This is a genomic window from Burkholderia contaminans, from assembly GCF_029633825.1.
Taxonomy (GTDB): Bacteria; Pseudomonadota; Gammaproteobacteria; order Burkholderiales; family Burkholderiaceae; genus Burkholderia; species Burkholderia contaminans.
This window is the reverse complement of record NZ_CP090640.1, coordinates 304,577-330,351: the sequence shown is the minus strand read 5'-3', so window position 1 is coordinate 330,351 and position 25,775 is coordinate 304,577. Positions and strand designations below refer to the sequence as shown.

Here is a 25,775-nt window from a genome sequence, read left to right as displayed (position 1 = left end):
CCGCGGGGTCTGCGGAAGGCGGCACTCTAGCGCGCCGCAGGCGGGGCGGCTAGCGCGACCGGCCGCCGCAGCCTGCGGGGCCGGATCGTGGGGGCTTGTGGATAACTCTGTGAAAAACTCCTCGTTCGATGACGTCAAACGCCCGCCGGGTGGGCTTCGAATCGGATGAGAATCATTCAGAAAGATTTAAAAATATATAAAAATCAATGTGTTGGAGCGAATTGTCTGGGTTTTGCAGCGGTTTTCCCGCGTTTCAGGCCGATGATTGCCAAAGTGTGGACACCTTCCGAACGTCACGGTACATGCGGCCGGCGCTGGACGTCGCGCGCGTGTCGGACTATCGTGTCGCCGCCAGCATTCATCCGACCGTCCATGCCTTCCGACTCCCCATTTGCCGCACCGGGCGCGACCCGCGGCGGCGACGAAGTGATTCCCGTTTCAGCGCTCAATCGCGCAATTTCGACGATGCTCGAGCGCTCGTTTCCGCTGCTGTGGATTTCGGGCGAAGTGTCGAATTTCACGCGCGCCGCGAGCGGCCACTGGTATTTCTCGATCAAGGACCAGCAGGCGCAGATGCGCTGCGTGATGTTCCGCGGCCGCGCGCAATACGCGGAGTTCACGCCGCGCGAAGGTGACCGGATCGAGGTGCGCGCGGTCGTCACGATGTACGAGCCGCGCGGCGAAGTGCAGCTCAATGTGGAGGCCGTGCGGCGCACCGGGCAGGGGCGCCTGTACGAGGCGTTCCTGCGGCTGAAGGCGCAGCTCGAGAGCGAGGGACTGTTCGCGCCCGAGCGCAAGCGGCCGCTGCCGGCCCACCCGCGCGCGATCGGCATCGTCACGTCGCTGCAGGCGGCGGCGCTGCGCGACGTGCTGACCACGCTCGCCCGCCGCGCGCCGCACATTCCGGTGATCGTCTATCCGGCGCCCGTGCAGGGCGCCGGTTCCGCCGAAAAGCTCGTCGCGGCCGTCGAGACCGCGAATGCGCGCCGCGAGGTCGACGTGTTGCTGGTCTGTCGCGGCGGCGGGTCGATCGAGGATCTGTGGTCGTTCAACGACGAGGCGCTGGCGCGCGCGATCGCGGCGAGCGAACTGCCGGTCGTCAGCGGCGTCGGGCACGAAACCGATTTCACGATCGCGGACTTCGCGGCCGACGTGCGCGCGCCGACGCCGACCGGCGCCGCCGAGCTGGCGAGCCCGCAGCGCGCTTTGCTGCTGCGCGAGGTCGGCGAGCGCCAGCGCGCGCTCGCGCGCGGCATGGAGCGCCGGCTCGAACAGCGCGCGCAGCAGCTCGACTGGCTCGCGCGCCGGCTGGTGAGCCCGGCCGAGCGGCTGCAGCGGCAGCGCACGCACGTCGAGCAGCTCGCGGTGCGGCTTGCGTCGGCGGCGTCGCGGCCGGTGCGCGACGCGCGCGCGCGGTTCGCGCTCGCTCAGCTGCGCTGGCAGCGCGCGCGCCCCGATCCGTCGCAGGCGCGCCGGGCGCTCGCGGGGCTGTCGCAGCGTCTTGCGCAGGCCTTGCAGCGCCGTCACGAACGCGACACGGCTCGCGTGTCAGCCTGTGCGGCACGGCTCGAGGTGCTGAGCCCGCAGCGCACGCTCGAGCGCGGCTATGCGGCGCTGATCGATGCGCAGACGGGCCGTGCGGTGCGCACGCCGAACGCGCTGAAGCCGCAGCGCCGGCTGACCGTGCATCTCGCGGAAGGCTCGGCCGACGTGTCGATCGCCGACGTGCAGCCGCGGCTGACGGATACGATCTGACGTAACGGGTGCAAGCGGCGCGAAGGTTGCGGCAACGGACGCATCGTGCACGGGAACGGATGCTGCTCATCGTCGGGTTCGTCCTACCGGACGATGCGCAAACATCGCTTTTCCGCATACCGCGGATAAATGGCCCGTGAGTTTGCGGGGTTATTCGTCCTCGCCTACAATCGGACGCTCGGCAGCATCCAACACAGCCTCCCTACATACTCAACGAAGGAATCGCCATGGCTCATACGCTCCCGCCGCTCCCGTACGCTGAAGACGCACTCGCGCCGACCATCTCGCTCGAGACGATCCAGTACCACTACGGCAAGCACCATCAGGCTTATGTGACGAACCTGAACAATCTGATCCCGGGCACGGAATTCGAAAACCTGTCGCTGGAAGAGATCGTGAAGAAGTCGTCGGGCGGCATCTTCAACAACGCCGCGCAAATCTGGAACCACACGTTCTTCTGGAACAGCCTGTCGCCGAACGGCGGCGGCGCACCGACGGGCGCACTGGGCGACGCGATCAACGCGAAGTGGGGTTCGTACGACGCATTCAAGGAAGCGTTCACGAAGGCTGCAGTCGGCACGTTCGGCTCGGGCTGGGCATGGCTCGTGAAGAAGGCTGACGGTTCGCTCGACATCGTGTCGACGAGCAACGCGGCAACGCCGCTGACGACCGCCGACAAGGCACTGCTGACGATCGACGTGTGGGAACACGCGTACTACATCGACTACCGCAACGCACGTCCGAAGTTCGTCGAAGCGTTCTGGAACATCGTGAACTGGGACTTCGCAGCGAAGAACTTCGCGTAAGGTCCGGCGCCTGCGCGCCGCTACGGCGCGCGGCACCCAGCAAAAAGCCCTCGAAACGAGGGCTTTTTGTTTTCTGTCGAGGTGGAACGTGCTGCGCGTATCGCCGGTCAGGCCAGGACGCCGAGCCCCCAGCCGAGCGCGGCGCTCGCGATCACGACGGCCCACGGCGGCACGCGCCAGAACACCAGTGCAACGAACGCGACGAGCGCGGCGGCCAGATCGCGCGGCGCCACGATCGTATCGGTCCAGACCGGGTGATAGAGCGCGGCGACCAGCAGCCCGACGACGGCCGCGTTCACGCCCGCGAGCGCGGCCTGCATGCGCGTGCTGCGGCGCAGCTGTTCCCAGAACGGCGCGGTGCCGGCCACCAGCAGGAACGACGGCGCGAAGATCGACACCAGCGCGATCGTGCTGCCGAGCCAGCCGTTCGGCGCGGTGCGCAACGACGCGCCGAGGAACGCCGAGAACGTGAACAGCGGCCCCGGCACGGCCTGCGCGACGCCGTATCCGGCCAGGAACGCCGCATCGCCGACCCAGCCGGGCGCAACCACGGCCGCCTGCAGCAGCGGCAGCACCACGTGTCCGCCGCCGAACACGAGCGCGCCCGTCCGGAAGAACGCATCGACGACGGCAAGCGTATCGGAGCGCAGCGTGCGGGTCGCAAACGGCAGGACGACGAGGAGCGCCGCGAACAGCGCGAGCCACAGCACGCCCGCGCGAGGCGACACGTGCAGCGGCAGCGGATCATGCGCGCCACGCGTCGGCTGCGGCAGCAGCACGAGGCCGGCCAGCCCGGCGGCGACGATCACTGCAACCTGGGTCCACGCGGCCGGTGCGAGCAGCACAACGCAGGCGGCCGCGGCCATCAGCGTGACGCGGCGCGCATCCGGGCACAGCGTGCGCGCCATGCCCCACACGGCTTGCGCGATCACGGCGACCGACACGATGCGCAGCCCGTGCAGCGCACCGGCTTCGATCGGCGCGCCCGTTGCGTGCACGCCGAGCGCGAACAGCGTCATCAGCAGCGCCGACGGCAGCGTGAAGCCGAGCCACGCCGCGAACATGCCCGCGTAGCCGGCGCGCGCGAGGCCGATCGCCATCCCGACCTGGCTGCTCGCGGGTCCCGGCAGGAACTGGCACAGCCCGACGAGATCCGCGTACGTGCGCTCGGTGAGCCAGCCGCGCCGCGTGACGAATTCGGTGCGGAAGTAGCCGAGATGCGCGACCGGGCCGCCGAACGACGTCAGGCCGAGCCGCAGGAACGCGATGAACACGGGCCACGGATGGCGGGAAGGGGCGGAGGCGGTTGACGTGCTCAAGGCGGTGCGGACAGAGATGAACGGACGAGCCGCCACGATAGCGCAACGCGGTAACGGCGGGGAGGCCGCGCTGCGGTGGTGCCGAAACTCAGCGCATGCCGTCGGGCAACCCGCTCGCCCGCCGCAGCGCATCGACGTCGACGAGCTCGATTTCGCCCACGTGCAGCCGCACGACGCCGTCGGCCTGCAGCGCCTTCAGCAACTGGTTGGTGGTCTGCCGCGTCAGCGACAGCATCGCCGCGAGCTTTTCCTGCGACAGCCGGATGCGGGTGCGCCCGGCGCTGATTCCGCCGTAGCCGTCGGCGATCATCAGCAGGCGGGCGGCGAGCCGCTGCGCGGCCGGCATCACGCTCATCGATTCGACGGTCAGGAAGCTCAGGCGCAGCTTCTGCGCCATCAGCAGCGCGAATTGCCGCCAGTATTGCGGCGTCGCGTCGAGGATCGCGAGCAGCGCGGCCTGCGGCACGTGCAGCAGCAGCGCGTCGTCGAGTGCGATCGCGTCGTGCGTGCGCGGCTGGCCGTCGAACAGCGCGATTTCGCCGAACCAGGTGACGGGCTCGGCCACCGTCAGCAGCGCTTCCTTGCCCTGCGGGTCGACCGCACCTATCGTGAGTGAACCGGCCAGTACCGCGTACAGCCCGCATGGCGGGTCGCCGCGCCGGAACAACGCATGGCCGGCCGGCAGCCGGCGCAGCGCCGCGCGGGCGAGCAGGTCCGCGCGCAACGCGGGCGGCAGCGCGGCGAACCACGGGTTCGCTTCGATCTGCGGCAGGTACGGGGCAAGCGGAGAGGGCATGGGCGCGCGATGTCGGGTAGCTGACAGAGGTTCTCGGGCGTGACGCGCATCATAGCGCTCAACCATGGACCAGGAGACGCGATGAAAACGCTCGAAGACCATCTTGCCCAGTATGCGGCCTACCACCGCGACGCGCGCAACATCGCGACGCATCTGGTCGGCATTCCGATGATCGTGTTCGCGGTCGAGGTGCTGTTGTCGCGGCCGGCGCTCGGGATGCTGGCCGGCGTCGCGCTGTCGCCGGCGCTGCTGATGGCCGTCGCGTTCGCGGTGTTCTATCTGCGCCTCGACCTGCGGTTCGGGATCATGATGACCGCGCTGTTCGCGCTCGGCCTGTGGGCCGCCCAGGCGCTCGCGTTGCTGCCGACTGTGCAATGGCTCGCAGTCGGCGTCGGCGCGTTCGTCGTCGGCTGGATCGTGCAGTTCGTCGGGCACTGGTTCGAGGGGCGCAAGCCCGCGTTCGTCGACGATCTGGTCGGCCTGATGGTCGGGCCGCTGTTCGTCGTCGCCGAGGTCGCGTTCTTCGCGGGGCTGCGCGGCGACGTGCGCCGCGAAGTCGAGCGTCGGGCCGGGCCCGTGCACGGCGGCGCGCATTCGCATGTCTGACGCACCGGCCTGTGTGTTCGGCGCGGGTGCCGTCGGCTGCTATCTCGGCGGACGTCTGGCGGCGGCTGGCGCGGATGTGACGCTCGTCGGCCGTGCACGGATCGGCGACGCGATTCTTCGGCACGGGCTGACGCTGACCGACCAGCGCGGCTATCGCGCGACCCTCGCGCCGGCCGATGTCGTGTTCGAGACCGATCCGGCGGCTGCGGCGACCGCGCGGCTCGTGCTCGTGGCGGTCAAATCGGCCGCGACGCGTGAGGCCGCGGCGCAGCTTGCCGGCGTGCTGCGGCATGGCACGGTCGTGATCAGCTTCCAGAACGGCCTGCATAACGCCGACGTGCTGCGCGAAGCGCTGCCGCAAGCCACCGTGCTGGCCGGCATGGTGCCGTTCAACGTGATCGAGCGCGAGCCCGGTGCGTTTCACCAGGGCTCGGCCGGTGCGCTGGCGGCCGAAGCCTCCCCCGCGCTGACGCCGTTCGCCGGCGCATTCGCGCGTGCCGGGCTGCCGCTCGCGCTGCATCGCGACATGCGGGCCGTGCAATGGGCGAAGCTGCTGCTCAACCTGAACAACGCGGTCAACGCGCTCGCGAACCTGCCGCTGCGCGACGAACTCGCGCAACGTGCGTACCGGCGCTGCGTCGCGCTTGCGCAGCGCGAAGCGCTGCACTGGCTGGCGCGGGCCGCGATCCGGCCCGCGCGGCTGACGCCGTTGCCGGCCGGGTGGCTCCCGGCCGTGCTCGACTTGCCCGATCCGGCGTTTCGCGTGCTTGGCGGCCGGATGCTCGCGATCGATCCGCTCGCGCGTTCGTCGATGTCCGACGATCTTGCGTCGGGGCGGGCGACGGAAGTCGAGTGGATCAACGGCGAGGTCGTGCGGCTGGCCGCCCACTTCGGCGGGCAGGCGCCCGTCAATGCGCGACTCTGCGCGCTCGTGCATGACGCGGAACGTGCGGCGGCGCGTCCGGCCTGGCGCGGCGATGCGCTGTGGGCCGAGCTGACCGCGCAGGCGCCGCATACGGGCAACGTGCGGGCTGCGTAGGGCTGCACGACTCGCCGCGTGGCCGTGCGCGATGCCGAACGGAGTGTGCAACGGCTAAGATGCGGAGTGCGTCATGCGACGCCTTTACGGAGCCGTCACCATGGTGGATCGCCCGACTCTCGATGCCTACGACGCCCATGCCGCGCAATACGCGCAGGACTGGCTCGACCAGGCTGCGCCCGACGACATGTACGCGCTGCTGGAGCAGCATTTCTTGCCGGGGCCGACTGCGGACGTCGGCTGCGGGGCCGGACGCGATACGGCCTGGCTCGCGTCGCGCGGCTTCGACGTGCGCGGCTACGACGCGAGCGCCGCGCTGCTCGACGAGGCGCGGCGCCACCATCCGGACCTCACCTTCGAGCTGGCCGCGCTGCCGGCGCTGGCCGGCGTGCCGTCCGGCGCGTTTCGCAACGTGCTGTGCGAAACGGTCGTCATGCATCTCGAACAGGCGGAAGCGGCGGCCGCCGCCACGCGGCTGGCCGATCTGCTGATGCCGGGCGGCACGTTGTACATGAGCTGGCGGGTGGCCGGAAACGGCGCGTTGCGCGACGAGCGCGGCCGCCTCTACACGCCGCTCGATTCGGCGCGGATGCGGGCGGCGCTCGGCGCCGGCACGCAGGTGATCGATGAGCACGAAGTCGTCAGCGCATCGTCCGGCAAGCGTGTGCACCGGCTGATCGTACGCAAGACCGCCGCGGCCTGAGCAGGGCGGCGCGGCGGCGCGCTCATTCGCGGTTGAGTGCCGCTTCCCAGTTGATGTCGACGCAAAGTACCTGCATGCCGGTCGCGACCGGCGCGGCGATCGATGCGGTCACGCACAGGTGCGCCTCGTTGATCGACAGGTAGGGCGCCGTCAGGTGCACACGGCCCGGTGCGCGCATCGCGTCGATGAAGTACGGGCGACGTTCCCAGCTCGCGCCTTCGGAGTGCAGCAGCGGCCGGAAGCGCTTGGCGCGCTGCGAGACGCTGCCGCGTGCGAGCACGTTGTCGCCGATCTGGCGACCCGATGCGTCGAGCAGGAAGCAGCGCGCGGTCTCGGGCAGCCCGAGCACGACGGCCGCCGCGTCGGTGAGCGGCTCGCCTGCGCCGAGCTTGCGGCTTGCTTCCTCGAGCGCCGCGACGTACGGTGCGAGCCGTTCCGCCTGCGTGCGCTCGCGTTCCGCGACGCGCAGCCGCAACGCGGCCGACAGTGTGTCCATGCAGCCCGCGGCGGCCTGCGGCTGCACCGGTTCGACGCTCGGCCCCGCGAAGTACTGGCCCTGCACGAAATCGACGTCGCACTCCAGTGCGATCAGCGCGTCGCGCTCGGTCGCGAGCCCGCCCATCAGCACGAGTTGCCCGGATTCGTGCAGCAGCGACACGAGCCCCGGCAGCACGCGTTCGAGATGTGAGTGCTCGCTCGCCTGCGCGAGGATGCCGCGGTCGAGCGTGACGATGTCGGGATGCAGGTGCCACACGCGGTCGATGTTCGAATGCTTCGCGCCGAATCCGACCAGCGCGATCAGGAAGCCGGCCTTGCGCAGCCCGTCGACGATCGCCGCGTAGCGCGGCGTTTCGCCGCCTGCCTGTTCGGGCACCTCTAGCACCACGCGATGCGGCGGCAGCCCGAGCGCCTTCAGGTTCGCGAGCATCGCGTCGCTGTAGACGGTATCCATCAGCGCGGCCGGATGCAGGCTCAGGAAGAGCCATTCGTCATGGCTGTCGAATGCGTGGAAGTTGCCGAGATGCAGCGATTCGGCGAGCCGGCCGAGCTCGAGCAGGTCGCCGCGCCGCGCCGCCTGCGTGAACACCTCGTGCGACGCCACCTGGCGGCTTTCCTCGTCGTGCGCGCGCAGCGACGCGTGATAGCCGATCGCGCGGCGATGCGACACCGAGAAAACGGGCTGGAACACGCTGAACACGGTGTAGCCGCCGTACAGCACGGTGCGCCGGTTCCCGTCGTCGCCCGCGACGGGGCGGGGCGGCTGAAAGCCGGGGGGATCGATTTCGATCATGCTCATGATGTCGGCCGAAGGAAGACTGCCAGTTTACCTAGAGAATAGGCGAGCAAGAAGCGTGCACGGCATCGTACCCCGTGCGGCGGCGCGTCGCGGTGGCGTCGCCGGGCATGGCGGATGTATCAGATGCGCATCGCGGGGCTGCGATGCACCGTGATGGTGCGCGCCGACCCGGTTCGGCGCGCACCACGCATCACGCGCGCTCGGACGGGTCGGTCTTGCGCGCGGTACTGCGGATCTCGGGCGCGAGCTGCGCGAAGATCCACGCGGAAGCCGCCGTGATGATCCCGACGCAGATGAACGTCGCATGGAACGCCGGCAGCGTGTTGCTCGGCGTCACGGTGCGCAGCATGCCCGTGAACGTCGCGAGCAGCGCGCCCGCGACCGTGACGCCGAGGCTCATCGACAGCATCTGCACCAGCGAGAACAGGCTGTTGCCGCTGCTCGCGCCGCCCGTGCCGAGATCCTTCAGCGTCAGCGTGTTCATCGCGGTGAACTGCATCGAGTTGAAGCCGCCGAACAGCGCCAGATGCACGACCTTCACCCACACCGGCACCGTGTCGCGCATCAGCGCGAAGCTGGCCATCATCACGCCGACCATGATCGTGTTCGCGAGCAGCACCTTGCGGTAGCCGTGCTGCGTGATCAGGCGCGTGATGATCCGCTTCGAGAACATCCCGGCGGCGGCCACCGGCAGCATCATCAGCCCGGCCTCGAAGGCCGAGTAGCCGAGGCTCACCTGCAGCAGCAGCGGGATCAGGTACGGCATCGCGCCGCTGCCGATCCGCGCGAACAGGTTGCCGAGCAGCCCGACGCTGAAGGTATGGATCCGGAACAGTTCCAGTGAAAAGATCGGTTGCGGCGCGCGCACCGCATACAGCCCGTACGCGACGAAGCACGCGAGGCTCAGGATCAGCAGCACGAGCACGGCCGCGTGCTGCATCCCGAGATCGGCGAGCCCGTCGAGCGACAGCGAGATCGCGACCATGCCGATCGTCAGCAGCAGGTAGCCCTTCAGGTCGAAACGGCCGACGGCCGGGTTGCGTGAATCGGGCATCGAATAGAAGGTCGCGATGCAGCCCGCGACGCCGACCGGCACGTTGATCAGGAAGATCCAGTGCCACGACGCGATCTTCACGAGCCAGCCGCCGAGCGTCGGCCCGATCAGCGGGCCGATCAGGCCGGGAATCGCGACGAACGACAGCGCGGCCAGGTAGCGCTCCGCCGGAAAGGTGCGCAGCACCGCGAGCCGTCCGACCGGCAGCAGCATCGCGCCGCCGACCCCCTGCACGACGCGGAACGCGACAAGTTGCGTGAGCGTATGCGCATTCGCGCACAGCAGCGAGCCGAGCGAGAACACCAGGATCGCGCTGAAGAACACGCGCCGCGTGCCGAAGGTATCGGCGAGCCAGCCCGACACCGGGATCATCACCGCCATCGTCAGCGAGTACGCGATCACGACCGACTGCATCCGCAGCGGCGATTCGCCAAGGCTCGCGGCCATCGACGGCAGCGCCGTGTTCACGATCGTCGCATCGAGTGTCTGCATGAAGAAGCCCGTTGCGACGAGCCAGAGCATCACGGTGAGGTTTTTTTCGCCGGGGGCGGCGGCAGGCGGACGCTGGAACATGGGGGCGGGATGGTGGCGCGGGACAGCCGACATTGTAGGGAAAGCCGTCGCGTCGTGCCGGTTCGGCGCAAGGGCGGCGCGAAGTCCGGCCGGCGGGCGCCCGTCCCCGTCGATCGACCAGTACAGTTCAGCCAAAAGTGTCTGCAGCCGTATCTGTCCGTGTGCTGCCGCTGTCCGAAATACTGACGCCATCGGACCCGTGCGACCAGGAGGCTGCCATGCGCGAACTGCGACTTTATGTGATCGATGGCGACGAGCCGGCCGGTCGGTGGCGGATCGTCGATCGCACCTCGCTGGAGGTGGCCGACGGCGAGGTTTGGGCGACGATCGAGGGCTTGCCGGATGATCACTGGCTGGGGGCCGGGGCCTCGCTGATGCTGACGCCCGGCATGCATGTATGGGTCAGCGCGGGGTCGCAGCGTGCGACGTTCGCGTTCGGTCCGCTCGAGGTGCCGGCGCCGCGCGCTGCGCACCCGTGGTGGAGGCCGCTCGTCTCGTGGCGAGACGGCCGGCGTCATGCGCCCGTATCGCTGCCGACGTAGCGCGCCCGGGGCGGGATTCGTTCCCTGTCCTGACATTGTTCGAGCGCATGCGTGATCCTGCAGGCCGTTTGGTCATGCGGCGATCTGGGTGATCTGCGAGTCCGGCTCGGGTGCATTCCGGTCGAACGAACGTTCGCCGCCGCCGCGCGAGCGTTTCGCGTCGGCACGGCAGCGTGCGGGCAGCCACGCTCGGTCCGCGTGATGGGAGCGGTGCCCGGTTGCGTGATCCGGTAGTGAGCGCAGCAGGTCACGGTTCACATGTGCAGGGGTTCGCGCCGGTATGGAGGAGAACGGCTGGCTTCCCGCGCACAGGAAGGTGTGATGTCGGCCGCTTCTGCCGGAGCGCAGGGAATGCGACCGTGCATGACATGCGGATTCGTGCAGCCAGTATTGCTCGCGACTGCCGCCGATCCTAGACTCGATCTTGTCTTCCTCACCGCTCATTCCGCCATGACACCCGAACTCGCTTTGGCGCATCTGTGGCGGCTCGCACGCGGCGACCCCGGCACGCTCGCCCGTGCGACCGTGACGGGGCAGGACACGACGTTGCCGTCGACCTTCCGCGTCGGCACGCTGGCCGCGGCGACGATCGCGGCAGCCGGGCTCGCGGCGGCCGAATGCCACCGCCTTCGCACGGGCGTCGCGCAATCCGTCGACGTGTCGGTGCGCGACGCGCTCGTCGCGTTCCGCAGCGAACGCTACCTGCGCGTGGACGATGGTCCGCCGCCGGAGTTGCGTCATCCGGTGACGGGCTTCTTCGAGACGGGCGACGGCCGCTGGATCCAGTTGCACGCGAACTTCCCGCATCACCTGAACGGAATTCTCGACGTACTCGGCTGCGGCGCGCAGCGGGACGCTGTTGCCGCGGCGATCCGCGCGCGGGACGGTGCGGCACTCGATACCGCGCTGGCCGACGCCGGGCTGTGCGCGGCATTGATCAGAACACCTGACGAGTGGGCGTCGCTCGAGCAGGCGCGCGCGATCGCGTCGCTGCCGCTGTTCGAAATCGAGCGGATCGGTGACGCGCCGGTCGAGCCGATCGGTCGCGGCGAAGCCGGCCAGCCGCTCACGGGTGTGCGTGTGCTCGATCTCACGCGCATCATCGCCGGGCCGGTCGCGGGCCGCACGCTGGCGTCGCACGGCGCGCAGACGCTGCTCGTCAACGGCCCGCACCTGCCGAACATCGCGCCGCTCGTGATCGACAACGGGCGCGGCAAGCGTTCGGCGTGGATCGACCTGCGCGACGCGGCGGGCATCGATACGCTGCACGCGCTCGCACACGATGCGGATGTGTTCCTGCAGTCGTACCGGCCCGGCGCGCTCGCAGCGCGCGGCTTCGCGCCCCACGCACTGGCGATGCGGCGGCCCGGCATCGTGTACGTATCGATATCCGCGTACGGGCATGCGGGGCCGTGGGCGCAGCGGCGCGGCTTCGACAGCCTCGTGCAGTCGGCGAGCGGGATCGCATGGCAGGAGCAGCAGGCCGCGCACGCGGACGGGCCGCGCCACCTGCCGTGCCAGGCGCTCGATCATGCAACGGGTTATCTCGCGGCGTTCGGTGCGATGATCGCGCTCGCGCGCCGGGCGCGCGAAGGGGGAAGCTGGCACGTACGGCTGTCGCTCGCGCAGACGGGACGCTGGCTGCAGTCGTTCGGCATCGTGCCGGACGGCCTGCAGGCACCCGACTTCACGCGCACCGACGTGCGCGACCGGATCGAGCGCATCGCGTCGCCGTTCGGCACGCTCGATGTGGTGCGGCCGGCCGAGCGGTTGTCGGCGACGCCGCCGTCGCTTGCGCGACCGCCCGTGCCGCTCGGCACCGATGACGCGCGCTGGCTGTGAGCGCCGGCGGCGCGGCCGGCGTTACTTGCGCAGCTCGACGACGAAGTCGTAGTAGTCGTTGCGGCAGTAGGTGTCGGTCAGTTCGATCGCGCGCTGGTCCGACGTATAGCCGATTCGTGTGATCAGCAGCAGCGCGTCGTGCGGCGCGATGCCCATCTGCTCGGCGATCTCGTCGGTCGCGTTGACGGCGCGGAAATGCTGCAGTGCGCGCACGATCGGCGTGCCGCGCGCTTCGAGATAGCTGTACAGCGAGCCGCCGATCGCCTGCGGATCGGGGATCAGCGTCGCGGGAAACGTCGAATTCTCGACGGCCATCACGATGCCGTCGGCGAGACGCAGGCGCTTCAGGCGCGTGACCGACGCGGCCGGCGACAGCCCGAGCTGGATCACTTCGTCGCGGTTCGCCGGCTGGATCTCGCGCGCGAGCCATTGCGAGCTCGGCTTGAAGCCGCGGCGCTCGAGCATTTCGCTGAAGCTCGACAGCCGCGACAGCGGATCTTCATAGCGTGGCTGGATGAAGTTGCCGGCGCCCTGCGTGCGGCGAATCAGGCCTTGCTCGACGAGCAGCGCGATCGCCTTGCGCGCGGTGATGCGCGAGACGCCGAGCGCATCGGACAGCACGCGTTCGGAGGGCAATGCCTCCCCGGCCGTCCAGCGGTTGTCGTGGATCGCGTCGCCGAGCTTGCGGGCGAGCTGCAGGTAGAGCGGCGTGTCGTTGTCGGGGTCGGGGCGCAGGTCCTGCCAGCGGTCGTCCGTGGATGCCTTCATGGAGTGGGTATCGATCTGATTGCGGCCATTCTAAGTCATCACGTGGCGCCGTTATAGCCGGTTTTTGCCGTGCAATAGGTGAATGGCGCGCCGATTGACTACACTGATGTGTCGTATTCCATGGCTGGGCCGCGGTGCGCGGCCACGAATCCGCAACGAGGAACGCATGACAGACACGATCGCCACGGTCGTCCTGCCGGACGGCGAGACGATTCCGAAGCTTGGCCTGGGCACGTGGGAAATGGGCGAGCGGCCCGCCCGGCGCGCCGACGAGATCGCGGCGCTGCGCGAAGGCGTCGCGCTCGGGATGACGCTGGTCGATACGGCCGAGATGTACGGTGACGGCGCGACCGAGGAACTGGTCGGTGAAGCACTCGCGGGCTTGCGCGACGACGTGTTCCTCGTCAGCAAGGTCTATCCGCACCATGCGAGCCGGCGCGGTGTCGTCGCCGCGTGCGATGCGAGCCTCAAGCGCCTGAGCACCGATCGCCTCGACCTGTACCTGCTGCACTGGCGCGGCTCGGTGCCGCTCGAAGAGACGGTCGAAGGCTTCGAGGCGCTGCAGCGCGCGGGCAAGATCCGTCACTGGGGTGTCAGCAACTTCGATACCGCGGACATGGCCGAGCTCGTCGATGAAGCCGGTGGCGGCGCGTGTGCGACCAACCAGATCCTTTACAACGTCGCGCGTCGCGGCCCCGAGTTCGACTTGCTGCCGTGGCTTGCCGACCACCGGATGCCGGCGATGGCCTACAGCCCGGTGGATCACGGGCGGCTGCCGAAGCACTCGCCGCTCGACGAGATCGCGCGGCAGCGCGGTGTGTCGGTGATGCGCGTCGCGCTCGCGTGGGTGCTCGCGCAGCCGGGGGTGTTCGCGATCCCGAAGGCGTCGCGGCTCGAACACGTGCGCGACAACCGGGCCGCGCTCGATTTCGTCTTCAGCGATGACGAGCGCGCGCAGCTTGACGCTTACTTCCGTCCGCCGCGCAGCAAGCGCGCGCTCGAGATGCTCTGACGGCACCCGCCCAGGCAACGTCTCCGGTCAGTGGTTGCCGCCGGAAGAGCCGCCGTTGCCGTGACCGCCGCCATTGCCGTGGCCACCGTTGCCTTCGCCGTTGCCCGAGCCACCGTTGCCGTGACCGCCGCCATTGCCCGAGCCGCCGTTGCCACCGCCAGTGCCTTGACCACCGTTGCCATGGCCGCCACCGTCGCCGTGGCCACCGCCGTTGCCGTGGCCGCCGCCGTCGCCATGGCCACCACCGTCGCCATGGCCACCACCGTCGCCATGGCCACCGCCGTCGCCATGGCCGCCACCGTCGCCGTGGCCGCCACCGTTGCCATGGCCGCCACCGTCGCCGTGGCCACCGCCGTTGCCGTGACCACCGCCGTCGCCATGGCCACCACCGTTGCCTTGGCCACCACCGTTGCCGTGGCCACCGCCGTCGCCATGACCGCCACCGTTGCCATGACCGCCACCGTCGCCATGACCGCCACCGTCGCCGTGGCCACCGCCGTTGCCGTGACCACCGCCGTCGCCATGACCGCCACCGTCGCCATGACCGCCACCGTCGCCGTGGCCACCGCCGTCGCCATGACCGCCACCGTCGCCGTGGCCACCGCCGTCGCCGTGACCACCGCCGTCGCCGTGACCACCGCCGTCGCCATGACCGCCACCGTCGCCGTGGCCACCGCCGTCGCCATGACCGCCACCGTCGCCATGGCCGCCACCGTCGCCGTGGCCACCGCCGTTGCCGTGACCACCGCCGTCGCCATGACCGCCACCGTCGCCATGACCGCCACCGTCGCCATGGCCGCCACCGTCGCCATGGCCACCGCCGTCGCCATGGCCGCCACCATCGCCGTGACCACCGCCGTCACCATTGCCACCGCCTCCGTGTCCGCCATGGCCTCCGCCACCGGAAGTGCCGCCCCCCGAAGTGCCGCCCCCCGAAGTGCCGCCACCGGAAGTACCACCACCCGAAGTGCCACCACCCGAAGTGCCACCACCCGAAGTGCCACCACCCGAAGTGCCGCCACCCGAAGTGCCGCCACCCGAAGTGCCGCCACCCGAAGTACCGCCACCCGAAGTACCTCCACCCGAAGTACCTCCACCCGAAGTGCCGCTACCACCGGAACTACCGTTACCACCGTTGCCGGACGAGTTGCCTCCGCGACCCGTGCCGCTCGTCCCGCCGGACGTTCCGCCTGTCGTTCCACCGACACCGGCAGGTCCGACGGCACCGTTGCCGTTATTTCCACCGCTACCGTTGCCGCTGCCACTACCGTTGGCCGGCCCAGGGCTGCCGCTCCCACTGCTGCTCGGGCCGGCCCCGTTCCCGCCGATACCATGACCGGCATAGACCTGCACCGCACACCCAGCCGGATTGGCCGCGCATGACGTAGCGTCGGCGACCAGCGTCATGATGGTGTCTGCGCCGGCGTTCGCGCCGGGCGCGGAATCAGGCGTGGTGGTTTGTGCGACGGCATACGAGCAGCAGCACGCAAACGCGGCCGCGGCCAGCAAGGTTGCACGAGGGCGCCGTCCCGCCGGGCGGGACGGTTGTTTCGTCTTATGCATCATGGCCTCCCCATGCGCGCGACGCCTCGTTGCCGCGCGGCTAGCTACGTGTAGTGCAGGGAGCCATAAAAGATTCGTTATCCTATCGGTAACCGATTGCCTTAGGGCCGGCGCTTGACGCCAGCCGCGAACGCGGATCGGCACGCGGGCCCGCCGTGCGAATCCCTATGTGCGAGATTCGTGCCATCGGCTGCTTGTGCCCGTCGCGCAAGGCGCGTGCGAGCGCGCGACGCATGCACGCAGCATCGTCGGGGGGATTTTGTTTCCGGAATGAAACGTCCGGGCGTTCGCGCGTGGCTCAGCGTGCAGGCGCGTCAGCCGCGCGCTGCCAGCGGTGGAACAGGATCGACGCGATCCAGCAGACGAGGAACAGGGCGACGATGCCATACCCGATCGAGCCGAAGCGTTCGCCGAGCGCGTCGAGCGCGTCGCGCACGGGGCCCGTCAGCGACAGCTTGTCGGCCAGCAGGCCGGCTGCCTCGATCCCGCCGATCGCCAGTGCGACGGCCGCCGACACGAACGTGATGCTCGCGTTGTAGAGCAGCTTGCGCTGCGGATCGTCCATCGCCCAGCCGTACGCGTGAATCATCAGCACGTTGTCGGTCGAGTCGATCAGCGTCATGCCGGCGGTGAAAAGCGCGGGAAACAGCATGACCGTATAGACCGGCAGCCCCTGGCTCGCCTGCGCAGCGGCGATCGCGAGCAGGCCGATTTCGGTTGCAGTATCGAAACCGAGCCCGAACAGCACGCCGACCGGATACATGTGCCAGCTCTTCGACACGAACCGGAACAGCGGGCGCAGCAGCCGGGAGACGAGCCCGGCAGGGCGGTGCACATGCGCGGCATCGTGCGCGTGCCCGTGCGTGCCGCGATAGCGCCGCCACACGTCGCGCAGGATCACCAGGTTTACGCACGCGAGCACGAGCAGGAAGGTGGCCGACACCGCCGTGCCGATCGTGCCGCCGATCTCGCGGAATGCGTCGAACCGGTCGCGCAGTGCGAACGCGGTCAGCGCGATGCCGAGCGTCGCGGCGATCACGATCGTCGAATGGCCGAGCGAGAAGAACAGGCCGACGCTCACCGGACGCTGGCCTTCCTGCATCAGCTTGCGCGTTGCAACGTCGATCGCGGCGATGTGGTCGGCGTCGACCGCATGACGCAGCCCGAGTCCGTATGCGATCGCCGCGGTGCCGAGCAGCAGCGGATGGTCGCGCAACACGGCGAGCGCCCACAGCCAGACGGCGGCGTTCGCGGCGATCAGGCCGGCATAGAGGATCAGCAGGCGGCGCAGGGCAGGGGTGAGCGGCATCGGGATGGTTCCATCTGACGAATCGCGATCCATTGTGGCACGCGAAAAAAACGCCTGGCGTGCCGATCAAAAGGCCGCGGGCGCCGAATGAAAAAAGGCCCGTCCGGAACCGGACGGGCCTTGCCTGCAGGCAGCAGCGCGCGAGCGCGCCGCGCTTACTTCACTTTCGCGCTGATCACGCCTTCCGACACGTTGGCCGGCGTTTCCGCGTACTGCTTGAACTCCATCGTGTAGGTCGCGCGGCCCTGCGTGGCCGAACGCAGCGACGTCGAATAGCCGAACATTTCCGCGAGCGGCACTTCGGCGCGCACGAGCTTGCCGCCGCCGCCCGCGATGTCTTCCATCCCCTGCACGATGCCGCGACGGCTCGACAGGTCGCCCATCACGTTGCCCATGAATTCCTCGGGCGTCTCGACCTCGACGGCCATCATCGGCTCGAGCAGTACGGGTTTTGCCCGGCGCATCGCTTCCTTGAACGCCATCGAGCCGGCCATCCGGAACGCGTTTTCGTTCGAGTCGACGTCGTGGTACGAGCCGAACGTCAGGTGCACCTTCACGTCGACGACCGGGTAGCCCGCAAGCACGCCGCTCTTCAGCGTCTCGGTGATGCCCTTGTCGACGGCCGGGATGAATTCGCGCGGAATCACGCCACCCTTGATCTCGTCGAGGAACTCATAGCCCTTGCCGGGATTCGGCTCGAGCGTGATCACCGCGTGGCCGTACTGGCCGCGACCACCCGACTGCTTGACGAACTTGCCCTCGACGTCGGATGCCGTCGTGCGCACTGTCTCGCGATACGCGACCTGCGGCTTGCCGACGGTCGCCTCGACGCCGAATTCACGCTTCATCCGGTCGACCAGGATTTCGAGGTGGAGCTCGCCCATCCCCGAAATGATCGTCTGGCCGGACTCTTCGTCGGTCTGCACGCGGAACGACGGATCTTCCTGCGCGAGGCGGTTCAGCGCCAGGCCCATCTTTTCCTGGTCGGCCTTCGTCTTCGGCTCGACGGCCTGCGAGATCACCGGCTCCGGGAATTCCATCTTCTCGAGGATGATCGGCTTCGCCGGATCGCACAGCGTGTCGCCGGTGGTCGCTTCCTTCAGGCCGACGGCCGCCGCGATGTCGCCTGCGCGCACTTCCTTGATTTCCTTGCGCTCGTTCGCGTGCATCTGCAGGATCCGGCCGAGCCGTTCCTTCTTGTCCTTGGTCGCGTTGAGCACGGTGTCGCCCGATTCGACCACACCCGAATACACGCGGAAGAAGATCAGCTGGCCGACGAACGGGTCGGTCATGATCTTGAACGCGAGCGACGAGAACGGCTCGTCATCGCTCGGATGGCGTTCCGCCGGCTTTTCCGGATCGGCGAAGTCGTGGCCGAGAATGGCCGGCACGTCGACCGGCGACGGCAGGTAGTCGATCACCGCATCGAGCATCGCCTGCACGCCCTTGTTCTTGAACGCGCTGCCGCACAGCATCGGCACGATCTCGTTCGCGATCGTGCGCTTGCGCAGCGCGGCCTTGATCTCGTCCTCGGTCAGCGATTCATGGTCGTGCAGGTACTTCTCGAGCAGTTCCTCGCTCGCTTCCGCCGCGGCCTCGACCATCTTCTCGCGCCATTCGTGGGCGAGATCGACGAGGTTCGCCGGGATGTCCTCGTACGAGAACTTCACGCCCTGGCTTTCGTCGTCCCACACGATCGCCTTCATCTTCACGAGATCGACGACGCCCTGGAAATGATCTTCCGCGCCGATCGGAATCTGGATCGGCACGGCGACGCCTTTCAGGCGCTCGCCGATCTGCTTCTGCACGCGGAAGAAATCGGCGCCGATGCGGTCCATCTTGTTGACGAACGCGATGCGCGGCACCTTGTACTTGTTGGCCTGGCGCCAGACGGTTTCGGACTGCGGCTGCACGCCGCCGACCGAGTCGTAGACCATGCACGCGCCGTCGAGCACGCGCATCGAGCGCTCGACTTCAATGGTGAAGTCGACGTGCCCGGGCGTGTCGATGATGTTGATCCGGTGCTCGGGGTAGTTGCCGGCCATGCCCTTCCAGAAGGCCGTGGTCGCGGCCGACGTGATCGTGATGCCGCGTTCCTGCTCCTGCTCCATCCAGTCCATCGTGGCCGCGCCGTCGTGCACTTCACCGATCTTGTGGCTCACGCCGGTGTAAAACAGGATGCGCTCGGTCGTCGTGGTTTTGCCGGCATCGATGTGAGCGCTGATCCCGATATTGCGATAGCGCTCGATGGGGGTTTTGCGGGGCACGTGAACCTCCTTAGGTTCGGATGTAAGCGGGCCGACAGTGGCGGCCCGGGCTGGTCAAGCGAGACTTAAAGCATAGCGCTTGCGCGTGGCTTTTGCAGATGCGGCCGGCAGCGGCGGAATCAAGCCGGGCGTCACCGCCGGCGGGCGAAAAAAAGCCGGCGCGCAACGGGCGGCCGGCTTCGGTCGTTGCGCGGCACCGCGCCGCGGCAATGGCCGTCACTGGGCCTTCGGCAGGCCTTCGAGCTTCATGCCGGGCTTGATGCCCTTCGCCGCGAACCAGCCCTTGCTCATTTCGAGCGCATAGACGCCGTTGTTGCGCGGGCAGTGGTTGTCGGTCGTCTCGGCCTTCATCTCGTCGATGTCGGTGATCGTGCCGTCCGCGCGGATGAACGCGATCGACAGCGGGATCAGCGTGTTCTTCATCCAGAAGCAATGCACGGCGTTCTCGTTGAACACGAACAGCATGCCTTCGTTCGGCGCGAGCTGCGAACGGTACATCAGCCCCTGTTCGCGGTCGGGGTCGTTCGCGGCGACGGCCGCGTCGATCACGTACATGCCGGCGCGCAGCTTCACACGCGGGAATTCGCTCGGCTGCTTGGCGCCGGGCGGCACTTGCGCGCTGGCGGCCTGCATGCCGAACGCCATGACGGCGAGTGCGGCGGGAAACACGGCGGCGCGCGCAAGGCGGCCGAGCGACGAGCGCAGGGAGAATTGCACAGCAAGGCTCCTATCTGGAAAACGAGACCCGCATGGTACGCGATGCGTGTCGTCGGGCACAAAAAGAAAAAGGCAGATCGCCTTGCGGTGATCTGCCTTTCAACGCCGTAAGAACGGCAAGACTGCGTGTTCTTGACTGCGTTATTTATTACAGCAAGCTTACTTAGTTCGAAGCAGCTGCCGGTGCTGCTGCGTCGCTCGCTGCAGCCTTCTTCGATGCCTTGTGGTGCTTCTTGGCTGCGTGGTGCTTCTTGGCAGCGTGCTTAGCCGGTGCCGAAGCAGCTTCAGCAGCAGCCGGAGCAGCTTCCGGAGCCGATGCTTGTGCGAAAGCAGCCGTTGCGAAGAGACCAGCGACCAGAGCAGCGATCAGTTTGTTCATGTTGTGTTCCTCAGCTTTAGTTAATTAACCAAATGACCCGGCAATAGGAGTCATGTCGTCTAACGGTGCCATCCACCTTTCGGTTGACAGACGCTTCGAGAAATTTCTCATTGCGCTGCGGGCGCCGAATCGTATTCGATAAAAACGTCGCTTTCGTGACGCAAACACGGGTTCGGCCGCCAATGCCGGATAGCTAAGGTTGGCATCTGCGTGGTTTAACGCGCGATCTTCGCAGCCGGTTGACGAAAAAGATGACGAAAAATTCGCCCGTCCCGAATTCGTCATCCGGCGGCCGCGAAACCCTCCCACGGTGCGCGTGGCGGCAGTGCGATCGTTTCTCCCGGTGCAATGCCGAGCGCGAATATATCCAGTGCGCCGATGCCGACACGCACCAGGCGCAGCGTCGGGAAGCCGACGGCCGCCGTCATCCGGCGCACCTGACGGTTCTTGCCCTCCGTGATCGCAAGCTCGATCCACGTCGTCGGGATCGCGGCGCGGTAGCGGATCGGCGGATTGCGCGGCCACAGCGTGTCGGGCGGTTCGATGAATTCGGCGCGGCACGGACGCGTCACGTAGTCGCCGAGGTCGACGCCGCGCGCGAGCGCCTTCAGGTCGGCGGGGCCCGGCGCGCCCTCGACCTGCGCCCAGTAGCGCTTGACGAGCTTGTGGCGCGGCTCCGCGATGCGCGCCTGCAGCGCGCCGTCGTCGGTGAGCAGCAGCAGCCCCTCGCTGTCCGCGTCCAGCCGGCCGGCCGCGTAGACGCCGGGCGTTTTTACCCAGTCGCCGAGCGACGGGCGCGTCTCGTGCGCGGAAAACTGGCAAATCGTGCCGAACGGCTTGTTGAGGGCGATCAGGTTCATGGCGGGGCGTCCGTCCGGCGCGCCGCGGGAAGCGGGGGCGGGCGGTCTATGGCAAATGGCGGAATCTTAATGCATAATACGGAACGGCAAGTCCTCTGTCTTATATAAGACATAAGTGGGGGCTTGATACGCAGTGCCGCGCTTCATGCCGAAGTGCCCGGTTGGGGCGCTAGAATAGCGGCTCGCTGTTGCCGTCACGGGGTGGCCATGCCGCGCCCCTGCCGCGCGCGCAGCTTCGACCAGCATCACCTGCTCAGCCACGTCACTGGAGTCGATCATGCCGTATCAGCACATCAAGGTTCCGGAAGGCGGTGACAAGATCACCGTCAACAAGGACTTCTCGCTCAACGTTTCCGATCAGCCGATCATTCCCTATATCGAAGGCGACGGTACGGGCTTCGATATCACGCCGGTCATGATCAAGGTGGTGGACGCGGCGGTCGCGCATGCCTACAAGGGCCAGCGCAAGATCCACTGGATGGAGATTTTCGCGGGCGAGAAGGCGACGAAGGTGTACGGTCCGGACGTGTGGCTCCCGGACGAAACGCTGCAGGTGCTCAAGGAATACGTGGTGTCGATCAAGGGGCCGCTCACGACCCCGGTCGGCGGCGGCATCCGTTCGCTGAACGTCGCGCTGCGCCAGGAACTCGACCTGTACGTGTGCCTGCGCCCGGTGCAGTACTTCAAGGGCGTGCCGTCGCCGGTGCGCGAGCCGCAAAAGATCGACATGGTGATCTTCCGCGAGAACTCGGAAGACATCTACGCGGGCATCGAATGGGCCGCGGGCTCCGAGCAGGCGAAGAAGGTGATCAAGTTCCTGCAGGACGAGATGGGCGTGAAGAAGATCCGCTTCCCGGAAACGTCGGGGATCGGCGTCAAGCCCGTGTCGACGGAAGGCACCGAGCGTCTCGTGCGCAAGGCGATCCAGTATGCGATCGACAACGATCGCAAGTCGGTCACGCTGGTGCACAAGGGCAACATCATGAAGTTCACGGAAGGCCTGTTCCGTGACGCCGGCTATGCGCTCGCGCAGAAGGAATTCGGCGGCGAGCTGATCGACGGCGGCCCGTGGATGCGCGTGAAGAACCCGAAGACGGGCAACGAGATCGTAATCAAGGATTCGATCGCCGATGCGTTCCTGCAGCAGATCCTGTTGCGCCCGGCCGAATACGACGTGATCGCCACGCTGAACCTGAACGGCGACTACATCTCCGACGCGCTGGCCGCGCAGGTCGGCGGCATCGGGATCGCGCCGGGTGCGAACCTGTCGGATTCGGTCGCGATGTTCGAAGCGACGCACGGCACCGCACCGAAGTACGCCGGCAAGGATTACGTGAACCCCGGTTCCGAGATCCTGTCCGCGGAAATGATGCTGCGCCACCTCGGCTGGACGGAAGCAGCCGATACGATCATCGCCGCGATGGAGAAGTCGATCCTGCAGAAGCGCGTCACGTACGACTTCGCGCGCCTGATGGAAGGTGCGACGCAGGTGTCGTGCTCGGGCTTCGGTGAAGTGCTGATCGAGAACATGTAAGACCCCTTCCGGGGTGGGCCGGCAGGTTGCCGGCCGCCCCGGCGCCTACTGCCGGCGCCGGAGCGTTTCGTGGATGGCAGGTTTGTTGGCAGGGCGGTCCGGCATGCGGGCCGCGGCGCCGCGATGCGGCCCGGAGCCCCTTGCAAGGTAGAACATGACGGCCCTCGCAATACCACCGCCCGGCTGAGCCGGCGCGCCCCTTTCGCGACCGACCCGGTCGCTCCCCGCCGGTTACCCGCCGGCGCTCCCAGTCCAAATTTTCACGTAGCAACGCATCGACCATGTCCACTTCGCCCAAGATCATCTACACCCTCACCGACGAAGCGCCCGCGCTCGCGACCTATTCGCTGCTGCCGATCGTCAAGGCCTTTACGCGCTCGTCCGGCGTCGCCGTCGAAACGCGCGACATCTCGCTCGCCGGCCGCATCATCGCGGCATTCGCGGACATCCTGCCGCCCGAGCAGAAGGGTTCCGACGATCTGGCCGAACTGGGCCAGCTCACGCTGAAGCCGGAAGCGAACATCATCAAGCTGCCGAACATCAGCGCATCGGTGCCGCAGCTCAAGGCCGCGATCGCCGAACTGCAGGCACAGGGCTACAAGCTGCCGGCCTATCCGGAAGATCCGTCGACGGACGAAGAGAAGGCGGTCAAGGCCCGCTACGACAAGATCAAGGGCAGCGCGGTGAACCCGGTGCTGCGCGAAGGCAACTCCGACCGCCGCGCGCCGCTGTCGGTCAAGAACTACGCCCGCAAGCATCCGCACAAGATGGGCGCGTGGAAGGCCACGTCGAAGGCCCACGTCGCGCACATGACCGAAGGCGACTTCTACGGCAGCGAGAAGTCGGCGCTGATCGCCGATGCCGGCAGCGTGAAGATCGAACTGACGACGACCGACGGCGCGAAGAAGGTGCTGAAGGAAAAGACGGCCGTGAAGGCCGGTGAAGTGATCGACGCGTCGGTGATGAGCCGCAACGCGCTGCGCAGCTTCATCGAAGCGCAGATCGCCGACGCGAAGGCGCAGGACGTGCTGTTCTCGGTGCACCTGAAGGCGACCATGATGAAGGTCTCGGACCCGATCCTGTTCGGTCACTTCGTGTCGGTGTTCTACCGCGACGCGCTCGCGAAGCACGCCGACGTGCTGGCGCAGGTCGGCTTCAACCCGAACAACGGTATCGGCGACCTGTACGCGCGCCTGAAGGACCTGCCGGCCGACACGCGCGAAGCGATCGAAGCCGACGTCAAGGCCGAATACGCGGTGCGTCCGCGCCTGGCGATGGTCAACTCGGACAAGGGCATCACGAACCTTCACGTGCCGAGCGACGTGATCGTCGACGCATCGATGCCGGCGATGATCCGCGATTCGGGCGGCATGTGGGGCCCGGACGGCCAGTTGTACGACGCGAAGGCCGTGATTCCGGACCGCTGCTACGCAGGCGTCTACCAGGCTGTGATCGAGGACTGCAAGCAGCATGGCGCGTTCGATCCGGTCACGATGGGCAGCGTGCCGAACGTCGGCCTGATGGCGCAGGCGGCTGAAGAATACGGTTCGCACGACAAGACGTTCCAGATCCCGGCGGATGGCGTCGTGCGCGTCACCGACGAAGCGGGCAACGTGCTGCTCGAGCATGCCGTGGAAGCGGGCGACATCTGGCGCATGTGCCAGACGAAGGATGCACCGGTGCAGGACTGGGTCAAGCTCGCGGTCAACCGCGCACGCGCGACCGGCGCACCGGCCGTGTTCTGGCTCGATCCGGCTCGCGCACACGACGCGCAGATCATCGCGAAGGTCGAGCGTTACCTGAAGGATCACGACACGAACGGCCTCGACATCCGCGTGATGACGCCGGTCGACGCCACACGTTTCTCGCTCGAACGGATCCGCGCGGGCAAGGACACGATCTCGGTGACCGGCAACGTGTTGCGCGACTACCTGACCGACCTGTTCCCGATCATGGAACTCGGCACCAGCGCGAAGATGCTGTCTATCGTGCCGCTGATGGCCGGCGGCGGGATGTTCGAAACGGGTGCAGGCGGCTCCGCGCCGAAGCACGTGCAGCAGTTCGTCGAGGAAGGCTTCCTGCGCTGGGATTCGCTCGGCGAATTCCTCGCGCTGGCCGCGTCGCTCGAACACCTCGGCAACGCATACCGGAACCCGAAGGCGGTCGTGCTCGCGAAGACGCTCGACCAGGCGACCGGCAAGTTCCTGGACGAGAACAAGTCGCCGGCGCGCAAGGTCGGCGGCCTCGACAACCGCGGCAGTCACTTCTACCTGTGCCTGTACTGGGCGCAGGCGCTGGCCGAGCAGACCGAGGACGCGGCGCTGAAGGCACAGTTCGAAGGCGTGGCGAAGGCGCTGTCCGACAGCGAAGCGCGCATCCTGGAAGAACTGGCGGCTGCGCAGGGCAAGGCGCAGGCCATCGGCGGCTACTACCGTCCGAATGTCGACCTGACGAGCCAGGCCATGCGCCCGAGCGCGACGCTGAACGGCATCGTCGACGCGGTCGCCTGACGCAGGCCGCGCGATCGCGCGGGCCGATGCATGTGCCGGTGCGGCGGGCATTGCCGCCTGACGCTGGTCACAAAAGAAAAACGCCCCGGTCGCCCGGGGCGTTTTTCGTTGCCGGCTTGTCATTCAGACGTGAACGATTTCCCATTCGGCGATTTCGTGCGGCACTTCGAGCGTTGCCGTGTCCAGTTCGGACAGTTGTTCGCAGTCGCCGCGGGAGATGTGGTCGGCTGCCACTTCGGGGCACGAGAATGCGCCGAGCAGGGCGTTGCCGAACGTCGCTTCCCAGCCGCCGTTACCCGGCAGGATGTAGAACGACCCGAGCGCTGAACCAAAGCGAAATCCCTTCATTTCCGTTCTCCCTTTCTGATCACAAGCGATTCTGTTGTGCCGCCTGCCGGCTTGGCCGGCTGTGGCCCGACTGGCTGCTTGCGCCGGGTTCCGTATCGAACGTCGTGGCGAAGCGTCAGTGCATGGAACAAAGTCTACGTCCGCGACCCGGTCGGATGGTGCATGTAGAACGGCTT

General features: G+C 67.7%; 22 protein-coding genes. 11 read left to right on the top strand and 11 right to left on the bottom strand.

What is annotated here, in order from left to right:
- The first annotated feature begins 372 nt into the window (after window positions 1-372).
- Complete coding sequence (xseA, locus tag LXE91_RS01585; protein ID WP_278068106.1) at window positions 373-1,755, top strand: exodeoxyribonuclease VII large subunit; 1,383 nt, start codon at window positions 373-375, stop codon at window positions 1,753-1,755.
- 227 nt (window positions 1,756-1,982) lie between these two features.
- Window positions 1,983-2,561, top strand: a complete 579-nt coding sequence (sodB, locus tag LXE91_RS01580; protein WP_011352986.1) for a superoxide dismutase [Fe] — start codon at window positions 1,983-1,985, stop codon at window positions 2,559-2,561.
- 107 nt (window positions 2,562-2,668) lie between these two features.
- Here the strand turns inward: sodB and chrA are convergent, their stop codons facing one another.
- Window positions 2,669-3,880: a chromate efflux transporter gene (gene chrA / locus LXE91_RS01575; RefSeq protein WP_039368249.1), complete on the bottom strand. Its 1,212-nt coding sequence runs from the start codon at window positions 3,878-3,880 to the stop codon at window positions 2,669-2,671.
- An 88-nt stretch (window positions 3,881-3,968) separates the two neighbouring features.
- On the bottom strand, window positions 3,969-4,676 hold the full coding sequence (locus LXE91_RS01570; protein ID WP_039368246.1) for a Crp/Fnr family transcriptional regulator: 708 nt from the start codon (window positions 4,674-4,676) through the stop codon (window positions 3,969-3,971).
- A gap of 81 nt (window positions 4,677-4,757) precedes the next feature.
- Here LXE91_RS01570 and LXE91_RS01565 point away from each other — a divergent pair, with 81 nt between their 5' ends.
- From LXE91_RS01565 to LXE91_RS01555, 3 genes are all read left to right on the top strand, one after another.
- Window positions 4,758-5,282: an Mpo1 family 2-hydroxy fatty acid dioxygenase gene (locus LXE91_RS01565; RefSeq protein ID WP_039368242.1), complete on the top strand. Its 525-nt coding sequence runs from the start codon at window positions 4,758-4,760 to the stop codon at window positions 5,280-5,282.
- Window positions 5,275-6,321, top strand: coding sequence for a 2-dehydropantoate 2-reductase (locus LXE91_RS01560; protein ID WP_039368239.1), 1,047 nt, complete (start codon window positions 5,275-5,277; stop codon window positions 6,319-6,321). Before LXE91_RS01565 ends, LXE91_RS01560 begins: the two co-directional genes overlap by 8 nt.
- Before the next feature lie 100 nt (window positions 6,322-6,421).
- On the top strand, window positions 6,422-7,024 hold the full coding sequence (locus tag LXE91_RS01555) for a class I SAM-dependent methyltransferase (protein WP_039368236.1): 603 nt from the start codon (window positions 6,422-6,424) through the stop codon (window positions 7,022-7,024).
- Window positions 7,025-7,046: 22 nt separating this feature from the next.
- On the opposite strand, the gene LXE91_RS01550 is transcribed toward LXE91_RS01555, so the two are convergent.
- Window positions 7,047-8,321 (bottom strand): EAL domain-containing protein, encoded by a 1,275-nt coding sequence (locus tag LXE91_RS01550; protein ID WP_039368234.1) that lies wholly within the window; start codon window positions 8,319-8,321, stop codon window positions 7,047-7,049.
- A 190-nt stretch (window positions 8,322-8,511) separates the two neighbouring features.
- The gene (mdtD, locus tag LXE91_RS01545; RefSeq protein ID WP_039368231.1) at window positions 8,512-9,948 is read right to left on the bottom strand and encodes a multidrug transporter subunit MdtD; all 1,437 of its coding nucleotides are present in this window, start codon (window positions 9,946-9,948) and stop codon (window positions 8,512-8,514) included.
- 218 nt (window positions 9,949-10,166) lie between these two features.
- Between mdtD and LXE91_RS01540 the strand changes: the two genes are divergently transcribed.
- Both LXE91_RS01540 and LXE91_RS01535 read left to right on the top strand, forming a co-directional pair.
- Window positions 10,167-10,490 (top strand): DUF2917 domain-containing protein, encoded by a 324-nt coding sequence (locus tag LXE91_RS01540; RefSeq protein WP_039368229.1) that lies wholly within the window; start codon window positions 10,167-10,169, stop codon window positions 10,488-10,490.
- A gap of 450 nt (window positions 10,491-10,940) precedes the next feature.
- Window positions 10,941-12,332 (top strand): CoA transferase, encoded by a 1,392-nt coding sequence (locus LXE91_RS01535; RefSeq protein WP_039368224.1) that lies wholly within the window; start codon window positions 10,941-10,943, stop codon window positions 12,330-12,332.
- A 21-nt stretch (window positions 12,333-12,353) separates the two neighbouring features.
- On the opposite strand, the gene LXE91_RS01530 is transcribed toward LXE91_RS01535, so the two are convergent.
- On the bottom strand, window positions 12,354-13,100 hold the full coding sequence (locus LXE91_RS01530; protein WP_011352976.1) for a GntR family transcriptional regulator: 747 nt from the start codon (window positions 13,098-13,100) through the stop codon (window positions 12,354-12,356).
- Between the two features lie 166 nt (window positions 13,101-13,266).
- Here LXE91_RS01530 and LXE91_RS01525 point away from each other — a divergent pair, with 166 nt between their 5' ends.
- On the top strand, window positions 13,267-14,112 hold the full coding sequence (locus tag LXE91_RS01525) for an aldo/keto reductase (protein WP_039368222.1): 846 nt from the start codon (window positions 13,267-13,269) through the stop codon (window positions 14,110-14,112).
- Window positions 14,113-14,172: 60 nt separating this feature from the next.
- A complete protein-coding gene (locus LXE91_RS43645; RefSeq protein WP_172625597.1) occupies window positions 14,173-15,495 on the top strand; it encodes a hypothetical protein in 1,323 nt (440 codons plus the stop codon).
- A 478-nt stretch (window positions 15,496-15,973) separates the two neighbouring features.
- On the opposite strand, the gene LXE91_RS01515 is transcribed toward LXE91_RS43645, so the two are convergent.
- From LXE91_RS01515 to LXE91_RS01495, 5 genes are all read right to left on the bottom strand, one after another.
- Entirely contained in the window at window positions 15,974-16,984 is a 1,011-nt protein-coding gene (locus LXE91_RS01515; RefSeq protein WP_039368220.1) for a HoxN/HupN/NixA family nickel/cobalt transporter, read from the bottom strand.
- 155 nt (window positions 16,985-17,139) lie between these two features.
- Window positions 17,140-19,251, bottom strand: coding sequence for an elongation factor G (fusA, locus tag LXE91_RS01510; protein WP_039368218.1), 2,112 nt, complete (start codon window positions 19,249-19,251; stop codon window positions 17,140-17,142).
- Between the two features lie 216 nt (window positions 19,252-19,467).
- Window positions 19,468-19,968 (bottom strand): DUF192 domain-containing protein, encoded by a 501-nt coding sequence (locus LXE91_RS01505; protein WP_039368216.1) that lies wholly within the window; start codon window positions 19,966-19,968, stop codon window positions 19,468-19,470.
- 163 nt (window positions 19,969-20,131) lie between these two features.
- Complete coding sequence (locus LXE91_RS01500; RefSeq protein ID WP_011352970.1) at window positions 20,132-20,347, bottom strand: hypothetical protein; 216 nt, start codon at window positions 20,345-20,347, stop codon at window positions 20,132-20,134.
- A 281-nt stretch (window positions 20,348-20,628) separates the two neighbouring features.
- Window positions 20,629-21,207, bottom strand: coding sequence for a pseudouridine synthase (locus LXE91_RS01495; RefSeq protein ID WP_039368213.1), 579 nt, complete (start codon window positions 21,205-21,207; stop codon window positions 20,629-20,631).
- Window positions 21,208-21,484: 277 nt separating this feature from the next.
- Between LXE91_RS01495 and icd the strand changes: the two genes are divergently transcribed.
- Both icd and LXE91_RS01485 read left to right on the top strand, forming a co-directional pair.
- A complete protein-coding gene (icd, locus tag LXE91_RS01490) occupies window positions 21,485-22,741 on the top strand; it encodes an NADP-dependent isocitrate dehydrogenase (protein WP_039368210.1) in 1,257 nt (418 codons plus the stop codon).
- A 281-nt stretch (window positions 22,742-23,022) separates the two neighbouring features.
- On the top strand, window positions 23,023-25,251 hold the full coding sequence (locus tag LXE91_RS01485; RefSeq protein ID WP_039368206.1) for an NADP-dependent isocitrate dehydrogenase: 2,229 nt from the start codon (window positions 23,023-23,025) through the stop codon (window positions 25,249-25,251).
- A gap of 123 nt (window positions 25,252-25,374) precedes the next feature.
- On the opposite strand, the gene LXE91_RS01480 is transcribed toward LXE91_RS01485, so the two are convergent.
- The gene (locus LXE91_RS01480) at window positions 25,375-25,599 is read right to left on the bottom strand and encodes a hypothetical protein (protein WP_006490888.1); all 225 of its coding nucleotides are present in this window, start codon (window positions 25,597-25,599) and stop codon (window positions 25,375-25,377) included.
- Window positions 25,600-25,775 lie beyond the last annotated feature (176 nt).